Source organism: Cellvibrio sp. ATLC23, from assembly GCF_057196725.1.
In genome coordinates this window covers 72,998-86,361 of record NZ_JBXUOS010000009.1, presented here as the reverse complement: position 1 = coordinate 86,361, position 13,364 = coordinate 72,998, and the positions used below count along the sequence as shown (strand labels likewise).

General features: G+C 46.6%; 10 protein-coding genes and 1 tRNA gene. 4 read left to right on the top strand and 7 right to left on the bottom strand.

Going from position 1 to position 13,364, the window contains the following annotated elements; all coding sequences use genetic code 11:
- Nucleotides 1-22: 22 nt before the first annotated feature.
- The 7 genes from AC2CG4_RS14695 to AC2CG4_RS14665 form a co-directional block, all read right to left on the bottom strand.
- Nucleotides 23-1,036 carry a GNAT family N-acetyltransferase gene (locus AC2CG4_RS14695; protein ID WP_484486982.1) on the bottom strand — a complete coding sequence of 338 codons (1,014 nt, stop codon included), beginning with the start codon at nt 1,034-1,036 and terminating at the stop codon, nt 23-25.
- Nucleotides 1,037-1,106: 70 nt separating this feature from the next.
- Nucleotides 1,107-3,734: a tetratricopeptide repeat protein gene (locus AC2CG4_RS14690; protein ID WP_484486981.1), complete on the bottom strand. Its 2,628-nt coding sequence runs from the start codon at nt 3,732-3,734 to the stop codon at nt 1,107-1,109.
- A gap of 64 nt (nt 3,735-3,798) precedes the next feature.
- A complete protein-coding gene (locus AC2CG4_RS14685) occupies nt 3,799-5,097 on the bottom strand; it encodes a porin family protein (RefSeq protein ID WP_484486980.1) in 1,299 nt (432 codons plus the stop codon).
- A gap of 15 nt (nt 5,098-5,112) precedes the next feature.
- Nucleotides 5,113-5,898, bottom strand: coding sequence for a tyrosine-protein kinase family protein (locus AC2CG4_RS14680; protein ID WP_484486979.1), 786 nt, complete (start codon nt 5,896-5,898; stop codon nt 5,113-5,115).
- A gap of 25 nt (nt 5,899-5,923) precedes the next feature.
- Nucleotides 5,924-7,444, bottom strand: a complete 1,521-nt coding sequence (locus tag AC2CG4_RS14675; protein WP_484486978.1) for an XrtA system polysaccharide chain length determinant — start codon at nt 7,442-7,444, stop codon at nt 5,924-5,926.
- 45 nt (nt 7,445-7,489) lie between these two features.
- On the bottom strand, nt 7,490-8,107 hold the full coding sequence (locus tag AC2CG4_RS14670) for an XrtA/PEP-CTERM system exopolysaccharide export protein (protein ID WP_484486977.1): 618 nt from the start codon (nt 8,105-8,107) through the stop codon (nt 7,490-7,492).
- Between the two features lie 19 nt (nt 8,108-8,126).
- Nucleotides 8,127-9,539: a TIGR03013 family XrtA/PEP-CTERM system glycosyltransferase gene (locus AC2CG4_RS14665; RefSeq protein ID WP_484486976.1), complete on the bottom strand. Its 1,413-nt coding sequence runs from the start codon at nt 9,537-9,539 to the stop codon at nt 8,127-8,129.
- Between the two features lie 211 nt (nt 9,540-9,750).
- Here AC2CG4_RS14665 and tviB point away from each other — a divergent pair, with 211 nt between their 5' ends.
- The 4 genes from tviB to AC2CG4_RS14645 all read left to right on the top strand — a co-directional run bounded on the left by tviB (nt 9,751) and on the right by AC2CG4_RS14645 (nt 13,356).
- Complete coding sequence (tviB, locus tag AC2CG4_RS14660; RefSeq protein ID WP_484486975.1) at nt 9,751-11,025, top strand: Vi polysaccharide biosynthesis UDP-N-acetylglucosamine C-6 dehydrogenase TviB; 1,275 nt, start codon at nt 9,751-9,753, stop codon at nt 11,023-11,025.
- Nucleotide 11,026: 1 nt separating this feature from the next.
- A complete protein-coding gene (locus tag AC2CG4_RS14655; RefSeq protein ID WP_484486974.1) occupies nt 11,027-12,037 on the top strand; it encodes an NAD-dependent epimerase in 1,011 nt (336 codons plus the stop codon).
- Nucleotides 12,038-12,063: 26 nt separating this feature from the next.
- On the top strand, nt 12,064-12,990 hold the full coding sequence (locus AC2CG4_RS14650) for an XrtA system polysaccharide deacetylase (protein WP_484486973.1): 927 nt from the start codon (nt 12,064-12,066) through the stop codon (nt 12,988-12,990).
- Nucleotides 12,991-13,279: 289 nt separating this feature from the next.
- Nucleotides 13,280-13,356, top strand: a tRNA-Arg gene (locus AC2CG4_RS14645).
- The last annotated feature ends 8 nt before the right edge of the window (nt 13,357-13,364 follow it).

Below are 13,364 nucleotides of genomic sequence, written 5' to 3'. Positions count from 1 at the left end.
TTGCCCGAGCAAGGATCAGCGCTTATTGCCTACGCTTGAGCAACTCTTGCATTCCATATAAAAGACGCGCAAATTTGCTGCGCACCAGCATGACACTAACCAGTGTGGCGCTGTGTGTAGCAAGGGATTTTTTATAATCGCTATGCTTGCCATTGCCTGCCATAAAGTCGTAGCTATCCGCACCCGAGGCAAACGCTTTTTCAATTTGAAAACCAAAGTGAAGCGTACCGAGGGAAATGCCGTCTTGAAATTTTTCGCGATACCCGCTCTGAATATTATAAATTCTTCCGCGATATTCTAAATCCAAGGCTGCCGATACAGCCTGACCATTGCAGTAGATGACCGATAGATCTGGTTGCCCACCCGCCATTGCAATTTTTTTGAGGAAGCCGGTAATTTGTTGCAAATTACGCCCTGAGTAACAGGGTTTGCCCCAGCGCTGTTGATGAAACTGATTTAGTATTTGTACAAATTCATCGATATTTGGCCAGAGGTTTTGCAGCGAAATATCGCCCAGCTGATAAAGTTTTTTGCGCTTATTAAATAACTTCAAACGGGTATTGCTACCCAAGCCTTTTAGATAATCGGTAAAACTATTATCGCCAAGTTGCACGGCATAGGTGACGGCATAATCGCGCTCTATTAACTTGAGGCGCTCCGTTTGTGCAATTTCACACAGCTGCTGGTATTCAGCCGATGCTTGCAAAAGATCCGGAATAAAAAACTGATCCCATTTAAATAACAATGCGGATTTTACCAACGCGGAAAGGTTTTTTTTATCTGGATTAAAATATTCACTGCGCAAGCTTGGGCTGGCGGGTGTTGAGATGCCTGCGGAAAAAAGAGTCTTCAGGGCGATTAGCGGTCGGGGTTTTTGTGTGTATAAATAGAACCCATCGCGACAATTTTCCACATCCGAATGCCGCTGCAATGCGGTAATCGCCGCACAGTCTGCCCATGCATCCTGCCATGCATCTACCCATTCATGGGTGGCAAAAATTCCGGGGTAATGTGCGGCGGGGAAAAATTCAGCCATGCGGATAGTATCGGTGAAGGCAGAAAGAAAATCGCGAGCTACACAGGGTGAGCTCGCGATTGGGTTATATCTATTGTCGGCTTTTTGCTTCTTTTAGATGATCCTGTATTTCTTGATTGCCTGGATCTAACTGAACGGCTTTTGACAACAGCTCAATGCCTTTTTGCAGCTCGCCTTTTTCTACCAATATCCACCCATAGGTATCAACAATGGGCGCGCTATTAGGTGCCAGCTCATAGGCTTTTTTGGCATACTCCAACGCGCGAGGATCTTTGCGCTCATAGTAGAGCCAGGCAAGATTATTTAACGCCGCCGGCATATTGGGGTTTAGCTCCACCGATTTTTCGTACCAGGTGACTGCCTTTTCTACATTATTGTTGTTTTGCGCTGCAACCGCCATCATGACTGCTGCCGCTTTACTCTCTGGAATTTTCTCAACCCAGGAGGCAACAAATTCTTCCGCCTTGGCTTTTTCGCCCGCTTTTTGATAGTAACCAAAAATTTGTTCGGCGACAGATTCCATAGGTTTGGCAGCCCAGGAATCCAGATAGAGCTGAATGCCTTCGTCTTTTTTGTCTTCTGCAAAACGAATCAGCCCCTGTAAAAACAGTCGCTCGCCTTCGTTTTCCGGCACCTTAATAAATTGATCCAGCAGCTTTTGCGCCTCAGGAATATTGTTAGCGGCGATTTCCGTTTCGATCAGATTGCCCAGGAAGCTAGCATTTTCCGGCTGCAACTTTACCGCTTTCATTAAATTTTCACGGGCTTCTGTCAACTTATTTTGACTTCTAAATTGAACGCCCTGTACACGATAAAGATTGGCGGTTAATTGTTTTACATTGGCGCTTTGGTTGCTCCGCACCAGCGCAAGCTCGGCATGCTTGATCGCTTTGCCTAATTCCTTATTCGACATATAAAGTTGAGCGAGCACAATTGACGGCTCCCAGCGCGCTGTTTTTTCTTCCAAACTCAACAAAAACGTAAAGGCTTCTGCGTCACGTTTTAATTTGCGCATTTGGGCAAACCAACGGGAATAACCAACAACCATGCTGGGGTCTTCTTTGAGTGCAAACTGCCAAGCGGTAATTGATTTTTGAGTTAGATCCTGCACTTCATATAATTGCGCGAGCCCGGCATAGGCCAAGTTTTTTTCACTGCTTTCGCGTACTGAAATCGCCTTTTCAAATTGCTGCTCAGCTTCTTTATAGCTTTTTTGTTGGAACTTATACCAACCATTGAAAAAATAGCCACGGGAGCTTTCGGGGTTCTTGCTGATATAGAGCTTAATTTCTTCTTCCAGTTTATTCGTTTGTTCACTGACGATCAGTGCTTTGAAATAGGATTGCTGGATATAAAAATCATTAGGTTGTTCTTGATAAGCCTTTTGCAGCTGGGCAACGGCCTGCTCTTGTTGATCCATGGCCATATGTCTATTAGCCAGCGCAATTCGAATACGCTGCTGCCGTGGATCGAGTGCCAGGCTTTTTTCCAGCACGGTTACTGCCTCATTGCTCTTAGGATCCTTGTCGAGCAACGCCAACCCATAGGTCGCCAGTACAATAGGATTATTGGGTTGGCTTTCCGCCGACTTTCTTAATAATTCAACCGCATCATCGATTTGATTGTTGCGGAATTTCACTAGCGCCGCGGCCTGCAATACCGATGGTGTTACCGTTTCAGGGTCAATAAATTCATCGAACAAATCTTCTGCTTTACGATTTGAACCCTGTTGATATTCAATCAAGCCCAACAATGTGCCGGTATTTTTATCATTGGGGTACTGATCTCTCAGCTCGCGCAAAATTACTTCGGCCTCAGCAAATTTACCCTGCTGATACAGTTCCATCGCATCATTAAAACGCTGCTGGGCTGCAGCACCTTCAGGATTGGATTCGGCCAGTAGTTTTTGGTAGGTATAGGCTTCGCTGGTGCGCCCCAGCTGAATCAGGGTATCGGTTAACAAACTAATAGTCTGGCTTTTTCTGGTGTTCATTATGTCGGTTTTTTTAAGCAGGCCCAGCGCCTTGGTCAGGTGACGCTCGGCACCATCGAGGTCTTTAAGATAGAGACTCACATTGGCCATGGTAGTCAGCACATCAATATTTTCCGGCGCGGCTGCTAGCACCTCCGTTAAAACGACCTTGGCATCTTCTATCTCACCTTTTGAGATCAAATAGTTGGCGGTGATATATTTTGCCTCGCTCTCTTTTCCGCCTACGGCAACAAACTCCTTCAAGGCAGCTTCATAACCATCTTTATTACCAAGATAAATGTTAGACATTGCTTTAAGCCAAGCTTGGCGAATTCGATCTTCTGGCTGGGACGCATCAGCAGGATAGGTGGTAATAGTATTGATCGCAGTGAGGTATTTTCTATTTAAAAAATGTGCATTCGCCAACTCTGTTGCTACAGCAGGAAGTTTTTCTACAACCGACAACAGCATTGATTGAGTTGCCGTGTTAGCACCAATTTCGTTATAGATGCGTGCGAGAGTTATGTAGCCTTGCGGCGAATCCGGTGTTAATTGAATGGCATTTTTTGCTTCAATAATTGCGGCCCGGTATTGCCCTTGCTCTTGATATACTTTTGCAGAGGTAACATGGCGCTGTGCGTCTTCACTATTTTTTTCTTGTTTATCCGCGCATGCCACCAGAGTCACACAGAGCAAGACAACCATTGTTTTTGCGATGCTGTACATTTTCTTCACCTGTTTGTCGGTATTATTCCTATCTACACTCTAACTACAAGAATCAATGCAGGGCTTAAAAGCTATACCCTAAACCAATACTGTAAATATTTTCTTCGTAAGTTCCATTACCATTCTCGCCCTCTGCTTTTCTATCTTCATTTCGGGCGCTAAACCGGGCATTTAAACCGTTCGAAAAAAAGTAGGCATACTCAATTGAAATGGTATTTAACTCATAATCGCGTGTGACCGATTGATTATCAAAATCAACATCAGCGCTCGCATAACTTAATGAAAAATTCGCCGCGCGAGAAAAAGAATAAACAAATCGCGCGCGCTTATAGATGCTCAAGGACAACTCATCTTTTTCCAAATAATCATCTTCAATTGCAGAAACACCAGTAGAAAACTGACAGCGAGTGCAAACAACCTGTGTCTGCCAGTTTAACTCTGCAGTATTTCGATCAATTCTGCTCACTGCTTGCGACAAGCCGTCACTAGCGGGCAATCCAGTAGTGCCTTCGAGATTGCCGTTGCCGAACGAGTTATCTGTCAATACGCGACTTGCACTGAAATCCAACTGGTTAAAGCCACTTAAATAACTGGCAGAAATTCGATAGGAAGGCGCGCCTTTACTTTCACCGTTTTCAGGTTCGCTTTCGTTATAGCCAACCTCCACACCATAGGTCAGTTTGCGCAGCTCCACACCATAAACCAGCATTGCACCGGAATAGGTGTAATCGGACTCAGGGAAATGTTCAAAGCTTATTTTTTGCTGCCGGGAGTTGAGCCGCAAAAAACTTGCTGCTGACAGCGGATGCAACCACCCCAACGCGATGCCATCGCGCTGGGAATTTTGTAAATCATTTTCAGGAAAATTGACCCGGGTAAACTCCCCACCAATGAACAATCTATCTGCAGCAAAAATACGCGCACGCGCCTCAGGCCTGGCAGATATAACTTCGCGCTCTTGTTGATTTTGAGTCAGTGCCACTGCGTCGGGCGCGGTCAACAATATTCTTCGCGAGTGATTGAGTTCAAGTGCCAATGGATCTTCTTGTTTGCCAAACAATAAACTGGAGCTACCTTCCGCATATTTATCATCAGCTTGTGATTGCTCTGAATATGTATGGGAAACCCAGTCGTAATCGGCATTTGCTTCAATCAACCAATTTGAATAGTCAGCAGAGACACCAACCTCATATAAATCCTGACGCTCATCTATCGGCTCCTCTAGCGTTTTTAAGCTATTATCGGAAAACATACTGGAGGCAGAGAGCGTGGTTTTTATGTCATTTGCTTGAGCCGCAGCGCAACACAAATAAAGAACTGCCAAAGGGTAACCCGCATTAACCTGCATTGTTTTTCTACGCATGACTCGCCTCTCTCATCAATGATTGAAAACAAGACCGGCAAATTTTTCTTTACCTACTGCGTCTACTGCAGACAAGACCTCGTCTGTTACCACTTTGCCGAAAGGTACGACCAGCAATGCATGGTCGCAATACTTCGCCAGAATTCTCGCTTCGGTTGACTGCTGAATACTCGGTGCATCAAGCACAATAAATCTATCGGGATAGCGCGATTTTATCTCTGCAACCAATACTTCCATGCGTTTTGAATTAAAAAATTCTGCAGCGGATTCACTCGCGCCACCAGAAGGGATCACGCGCAAACGTTCAACACCACTGGCATAAATAATGTTTTTGAGCGGCACAGTGTAATCAGTTAAATAGTTCGACAGACCGACATCTATTTCTGAAGTTACATATTTATCAACATCAGAGCTATAGGGATTACAGTCGACAAACAATGCTGTTTTATGCTGATCCAATGCGAAAGTGGCCGCCAAGTTAAAACTAAAGTAACTGGACGGTGCATCCATAGCAACCGACGACACCAACACGACCATATTGTCAGAACGGTGGCGACTCAGAAGTTTGATGCGCACTTCGCGAAATGCGTTAAGCACATCGCGCTGCCGCATGCCGGTAAAGACTATTTTTTTTTCGTAAAGCTCTTCTTGAGTCCACAGCTGTGGCATCTCCATGTTCTTGATTTTTTCGCGCTTACGATGCTCCAACACAGCGCTTTTGACCAAGTTGTCACTGGCCTCAACTAGAGCATCAACGTCTTCCATCAGCTGAGTCAAATTTTTCTCTTTTCGCTTATCCATTGTTCTGTCCTGACAATCAATAGGTTCAACCTTTGGCGACTAACCAATAGATGGCAATTGCTAGATAACAAATCATCCCAACCGCTGCCACCGAAAAAATCAGCAGGACATCTTTTTTAAGCAATCGCTCACCAATAGGTGATTTGTAGTGCGGCACAACACCTATCACTTCGATATCGGGTGGTAATTGTTTTTGCAATGCTCTGGCTGAGCGCACATGCGGGTCGACTAATATAAAAAGAATTAGCAGCCCCAGCGGACACAAAAGCCCAATAAACGGCCCCACTAATGCAAAGTGAATAAAATGCAGACCCGATGGTTTCAACGGGAAGGCTGCCGGCTCTTGAATTCGATAAGAGACGCCCTGCCCTTCGATATCCAGCGTCATCGAAATGCGTGCTGTCTCCTTGCGCTGCAACATTTCTTCATACACTTTTTTAGTTACATCGTAATCGCGGGTCAAATCGGAAAGGCTTGCTTGATTGGCGGCAATTCGCTGCTGCCTGGCATATTCGTCTTCTTGCAAAGAAAGCAAAGACTGCATTCTTCTTTTCTGGGAGCGTAGACTTACATCAGCATCCGCAAGCTGTTTGCGCAGTTCTTCGTAGAGCGGATTTTGTACCTTGTCCGAACTGCCATACACTTCGCCTCCCGACTGCTGAATCTTTTCAATCGCGCTATCTAGTTCACCAATTTGGGCGCGCATTGAAACCACATCAGGATAGTTCTCTTGATAGCTAAGTAGCATCTGCTCTAGCTGGGCATTCAATGTTTGGCGACGCTGTTTTAATTCATCTATCTGGCCTTTCGCCTGCAAATACTGCCCTTCGGTATTAAGCTGCTGCTCAATAGTGGTGATCCGCGATTGCGTTTCTTCGATAGTGATTTTTAAACTTTCAATTTCCTGTCGCAGTGAAGCAATGCGCGCACTCACCGCATCCTCACTGCCATCAGTATTTTTTGACTTAAATTCTTTTAGTTTCTCTTCTGCGGACTCGAGTTGCTTTTTGTAGGTTTGCACTTGCGCATCGATAAAGTTATATGCCCCTACACTTTCGTCACGCTTGCGCTTAGCGGTGTCTTCAATAAATACATTCACTACCGCATTTAAGATTTCAAAGGATCGATCGGGATTGGTCGTGGTGTAACTGAGCTGAACATAATTTTCATTGCGCTCGCGCGCCACTTTTACCCCTGCGCGAAGCTGGGCAACAATCGCATCCTGCTGCTCTTCGGATGCTCCCGACTTCAGTAGTCCTGCTTGTTTGGCGGTCTCCAACATTATGCGGCGCGTATAAATGACTTCACTGGCCTGCGCCGACCTATCAATTTTGGTTATTTCGGCACGCCCTTTAAGCAAGGGTTCGATAATATTGGTGACATCCGCAAACAGCACCACTTTGGTGGTGTAACTTTTGGGCCAAATGAGACCAACGAAGAGAAATAGATAGGCCACTCCCAAAAATAACAATGCGCACCAAAACCGAAAACGAATCAATTCTGCGCGCAATGCAGCCAATAAATCTCTTAGATATGCTTTATCCATGAACTATCTCGATTGGTATTTCAGAAATCTATTAAACCTGGCTTGTTAAAAACTTCTTTCAGGTACGGTAACTATGTCTGATGGCTGCAAATCATAATTTGTAGATACATCACCATCATTGATCAGGTCATCAAGTTTGATTGGATAGGCTTTTAGTACACCGCCCACCTTCCGATAAAGCTTTGCTTTATTGGCCGAAGCAAATTGATTGGTGCCGCCCGCCAATAGCACTAAATCGAGAACGGTCATGCCCTCGCGATAGGGAATAGATTGTGGATTGGCAACTGCACCGGTAATTCTGACTCGCCGCTGAAAATCAGAACTGCTTGGATTTGCGACAATGACAGTAACCTGTGGGCTTCTAATAAAAGTGGTAAGACTTGTTGTAATGCTTTGGGACAGTTGTGTTGTAGTTAAATCGGCAGCCACCACATCGCCAATTAATGGCATGGATATTTTACCGTCAGGGCGAACAGGTACACTGAGAGATAATTCCGGGTTGCGCCATACATTAATGGTCAGCGCATCACCCACACCTATTTTGTATTCTTCCAATACCGCTGCATCTGCAGCAGCAGGTGGGCGTACCGATTTGTTACTACTGCATCCAACCAAGATGGTTAACAGCAAACATGCCAGCAAGATAAGATAATTATTTTTCATCTAGAACGTCCCTCGGTAATTAATGAACACCTTTGCCTAATAAAATAATTTCCACAGTTTGAATCATGATTAACATATCCATAAAAAAGCTGTGGTTCTTGGTGTAGTAAAGATCATATTGAAGTTTGTTTTTGGCATCTTCTACTGATGCGCCATAGGGATATTTCAGCTGCGCCCAACCCATTAACCCCGGTTTAACTTTGTGGCGCATTTCATAAAAAGGAATTTGCTGCGCAAGCTCGGTGACAAATTCGGGGCGCTCAGGGCGCGGCCCGATAAAACTCATATGGCCAGCAAATACGTTGTAAAGCTGGGGCAACTCATCCAAGCGTGTATTGCGAATAAACGCACCCACACGGGTTACACGGGAGTCATTTTTTTGCGCCCACACCGCGCCATTTTTCTCCGCGTCTTGCCTCATGCTGCGAAACTTATAAATACGGAATGTGCGCCCATTCAGGCCGACACGAATTTGGTGATACAGCACCGCACCGGGGCTTTCCAACTTTACGGCCAACGCCGTAAGCAACATAAATGGCCATAACAACATTAAAAATACTGATGCTAATGCCAGATCAAATAAACGTTTTGCCAACATGCGACGCTTTGAATATTTGAACCCATCGGAAAACAACATCCAGCCTGGCTGCAGCAAAGAAATATCGATTTTGCCTAATTCGCGTTCACAAAAGCTCAGTGAATCGCTGGATGGTATACCGGCAAGCTTACAATCCAAAAACTGACTTAAGGGAAAGGCATCGCCGCTGCTGCGGCGGCGCTCATCGGGGGAGATTACTATTTCAGAAATTTGAAATTGTTTGGCGAACACCAGCCAATCTGAAGGCTCTTGAATAATCAATCCAGCGTCTACTTTTACCGGCTCATCTGCACTGGGAATACAGCCAACAATTTTTACTCCCAATACATTTACATCAGGAGCCAAATCAGCGAGTAATTTTTTAGCTTTACTGCCTGCGCCATAAATAACAACGCGCCGCTTCAACTGATCAACATCCACGATTTTGACAAAAATCCAGCGGGATACACACACCAACAATGTTGATAACAACACACTCCAAAAAATTAACGACTGATTGATAAAGGAGCCTTCGAACAACAAATTTATAAGATACAGGGATAGACTACCCAGCAAGAAAAAACTGACCATGGTGCGCAACACCATGCTGGAAAATCCCTCGCGTATCAATGCGGTATAAACCCCCATAGACAGGGTGCAACAACTCAGCACTAGCGATAGTGTAATAACCGGCAACCATTGATGAGAGGCGATATCGTAGGGTTCAAGGATATCCGCTTGGAACCCGAAATATTGAATAGACCAGGCAACACCTGCAACGATAAGCGCATCTACTACACCGAGGTAGAGATAGGGCAAATGAATATAGTGCTTATTCAGACGAATATAGGACAAACCCGATTCCTTCAAGTTGATATGACAGAAGTTTTGACAGCGCCGGATTATATCAAAATTTATGACAATATTTCGACTTATTACCCGTAGCGCCTTATTGCCACATTAACATAGCCAATTCGCATTTCACTTCACTCACGTCATTTAAACTTGGGGCGAATATGCTATTTTAGTGACCCGTTTGTGGATCACCTCCCGCTAAGGAATAATCATGTTTGCAAGCAACCCCAAGCTCTGTGTTATAGGTCTAGGTTATGTTGGCCTGCCTCTCGCCGTCGAATTCGGTAAAAAAGTTACCACCCTCGGTTTTGATATCAATCAAGTGCGCGTCGCTGCACTGCGGACAGGAACAGACCACACGCTGGAATTGACTACCGAGGAACTCAACGCGGCCGAGCAATTGAGTTTTACCACTGACGAAGCCGATATTAAGGGCGCCGATGTTTATATCGTCACTGTGCCCACGCCAATCAGCAACAGCTACCAACCAGATCTGACGCCTTTGGAAAAAGCATCCGCACTCTTGGGGCGAGTGATCAACAAAAACGCCATCGTTGTTTTTGAATCCACGGTTTACCCCGGCTGCACCGAAGAAATCTGTATTCCGATTATCGAGCAGACTTCCGGCTTGCGCTTTAATGAAGATTTTTTTGCCGGTTATAGTCCCGAGCGGATTAACCCGGGCGACAAACAGCGGCGCATCCACAACATTGTCAAAATCACTTCGGGCTCCACCGCTGAAACCGCTGATTATGTCGATGAACTCTACCGTAAAATCGTGACAGTTGGTACGCATAAAGCGAGCAGCATCAAAGTTGCCGAAGCGGCCAAGGTCATCGAAAACACCCAGCGCGATCTGAACATCGCGCTAGTGAATGAATTGGCGCTGATTTTCCATCGCCTAGGTATCGATACCCTTGAGGTATTGGAAGCCGCTGGCACTAAATGGAATTTTCTCCCCTTCCGTCCCGGTTTGGTAGGCGGTCACTGTATCAGCGTTGACCCCTACTACCTGACGCACAAAGCACAACAAGTGGGTTATTACCCCGAGGTTATTCTCTCTGGTCGCCGTATCAACAACCGCATGGGCGCCTTTGTGGCCGACTCGGTGGTGAAAATGATGACCAAACGCAAAGCCCATGTGGTTGACTCCAATGTACTGATCATGGGTTTAACCTTTAAAGAAAATTGCCCCGATCTACGCAATACCGGCGTGATAGATATCATCGAAGAGATGCGCAACTACAATACCAATGTGCAAATTTACGATCCTTGGGCGGACCCTGCCGAAGCAAAACATGAATACGGCCTGGATCTAATCGACCAACCGATTCCGGGCAGTTATCAAGCCATTATTATTTGTGTCGCGCATGATGCCTTCCGCGAAATGGGCGCCGAGGGAATTCGTGCACTGGGCGCCCCCAATCACGTGCTCTTCGACGTGAAGCATGTACTGCCAAAAACGGCAGTAGACGCACGCCTCTAAGATGAAAATACTGGTCACCGGCACAGCCGGATTTATCGGCGCCGCTCTCGCCCAGCAACTGCTGGCGCGCGGCGACGAGGTTATCGGCGTCGACAACCTCAACGATTATTATGATGTGCAACTCAAGCAGGCGCGGCTGGATCAATTAACGCCACACGCAGGTTTTACCGATCTGCGCATTGCGCTGGAAGACAAACAAGCGGTTGATCATGCTTTTAAAACGTATCAGCCGCAGCGTGTGGTCAACCTCGCCGCACAAGCAGGTGTGCGCTATTCGCTGAGCAATCCGCAGGCCTACATCGATTCCAATATCACCGGATTTTTAAATATATTGGAAGCCTGTCGCCACTTTGGCACTGAACATTTAGTCTACGCCTCCAGCAGTTCTGTGTATGGCGCTAATACGCGAATGCCGTTCTGCGAAAGCGATAATGTAGACCACCCCGTCAGCCTCTATGCCGCCACTAAAAAATCCAACGAGTTGATGGCGCATACCTACAGCCACCTATTTAACATTCCCACCACAGGGCTGCGCTTTTTTACGGTGTACGGCCCCTGGGGTCGCCCGGATATGGCGCCGATTATTTTTGCCGACAAAATTCGGCGCGGTGAAACAATCGATGTATTTAACTACGGCAAACATCGCCGCGACTTCACTTATATCGATGATATTGTCTGCGGGATTATCGGCGCGCTAGACAAACCCGCGTGCGCCAATCGCAACTGGACAGGTGACCAACCCGATCCGGCAAGCTCACCAGCGCCCTACCGCATCTATAACATTGGCTCTAACAATCCAGTGGAGTTACTGCATTTTATTGAATTGATGGAGCAAGAGCTGGGCAAAAAAGCAGTAAAAAATTTACTGCCACTGCAACCGGGCGATGTGCCCGACACCTATGCCAATGTGGATTCACTGGCCGATGCCGTAGGTTACAAGCCGCAAACCTCTATTGAAGAAGGGGTGGAACGCTTTGTTTCATGGTATAGAAATTATTACCCCACACACTGAACCCACCTTTTCCGAGCACACAGTACATGTCACTCACGCACAGCAGCGCAACGCCTAACAAAGTCACCCATGCGATGACCGTGGATGTGGAGGATTATTATCACGTTGCCGCCTTCGCTAAGGTGATTAAACCGAGCGAATGGAAAAACTGGCCATCACGGGTAGAGGAAAACACCCATCGCCTGCTGCAACTATTTGATGATGCCAACATCAAAATTACTTTTTTTGTTCTGGGTTGGGTCGCCGATCACTATCCAGAACTGGTCAAAGCCATCCGCGCGCAAGGCCATGAAATTGCCTCCCACGGTTACAGCCATCAACTTATTTACAAACAAAATCCGGACGTTTTCCGCGCGGAAACCGCCAAATCTAAAATCATTCTGGAAGATCTCGCGCAGACACCGGTTACCGGTTATCGCGCCGCCAGCTATTCGATCACCCGTAAATCACTCTGGGCGCTGGATATACTGGCCGAACTGGGCTTCACCTGGGATTCCAGTATTTTCCCCACCCGCCACGACAACTATGGCATTCCCGGCAGCCCCGAGGAGCCCTATCGCATCATTACCAATAGCGGCGCAAGTTTGCTGGAATTCCCCTTAACCACCGCCAAAGTGCTCGGCCAATCTGTTCCCGCTGCAGGCGGCGGATACTTTCGCCAATATCCCTACGCACTATCGAAATGGCTATTTGAGCGCGCCAGTCTCAATCAAACCAAACCACAAATTTTTTATCTGCACCCTTGGGAGATAGACCCGGAGCAACCGCGCGTCCCCAATGCCAGTTGGTTTAGCAATTTCCGCCACTACACCAATCTCAAACGCTGCCTGCCCAGATTGGAACGAATGTTGGGTGATTTTCACTTTGGCACCATGAGTGAAAGCATAGGCTCAACCCAAATCACTAGAGAATTAAGCATTCACGATCTGGCGATAGATTTAAATCACAAATAAATTTGCCATAGACGGGCGCGGCCAAGGACAGTAGAATCGCCGCCCTCAACAAGTTTTCCTTCCTGCACCCGTAGCTCAGCTGGATGAGGCAAACGTTTTTCAACGCGTAGCGTTGAGTGCAGCCGACGACTGCATGGATGCAGAAGGTAGACAATGCAGGAGCACCTTGTCGAATGCCAAACAACCTGTTGTTTGGCCGGACTTGAGCGAAGCGAAAGGAGTAGCTGCAGTGCGAAGCGCTTCCAGAACTTGCAGCAACTTAAGATGTAATTTTAGATTTTTCCTTCCAGCACCCGTAGCTCAGCTGGATAGAGTAGCGGCTTCCGAAGCCGTTGGTCACAGGTTCGAATCCTGTCGGGTGCACCATTCTCCAA

What these genes read in the sequence shown, in the direction of transcription:
- AC2CG4_RS14695 (WP_484486982.1), bottom strand. Translation starts at nt 1,036, where the DNA reads ATGGCTGAATTTTTCCCCGCCGCACATTACCCCGGAATTTTTGCCACC.
- AC2CG4_RS14690 (WP_484486981.1), bottom strand. Translation starts at nt 3,734, where the DNA reads ATGTACAGCATCGCAAAAACAATGGTTGTCTTGCTCTGTGTGACTCTG.
- AC2CG4_RS14685 (WP_484486980.1), bottom strand. Translation starts at nt 5,097, where the DNA reads ATGCGTAGAAAAACAATGCAGGTTAATGCGGGTTACCCTTTGGCAGTT.
- AC2CG4_RS14680 (WP_484486979.1), bottom strand. Translation starts at nt 5,898, where the DNA reads ATGGATAAGCGAAAAGAGAAAAATTTGACTCAGCTGATGGAAGACGTT.
- AC2CG4_RS14675 (WP_484486978.1), bottom strand. Translation starts at nt 7,444, where the DNA reads ATGGATAAAGCATATCTAAGAGATTTATTGGCTGCATTGCGCGCAGAA.
- AC2CG4_RS14670 (WP_484486977.1), bottom strand. Translation starts at nt 8,107, where the DNA reads ATGAAAAATAATTATCTTATCTTGCTGGCATGTTTGCTGTTAACCATC.
- tviB (WP_484486975.1), top strand. Translation starts at nt 9,751, where the DNA reads ATGTTTGCAAGCAACCCCAAGCTCTGTGTTATAGGTCTAGGTTATGTT.
- AC2CG4_RS14655 (WP_484486974.1), top strand. Translation starts at nt 11,027, where the DNA reads ATGAAAATACTGGTCACCGGCACAGCCGGATTTATCGGCGCCGCTCTC.
- AC2CG4_RS14650 (WP_484486973.1), top strand. Translation starts at nt 12,064, where the DNA reads ATGTCACTCACGCACAGCAGCGCAACGCCTAACAAAGTCACCCATGCG.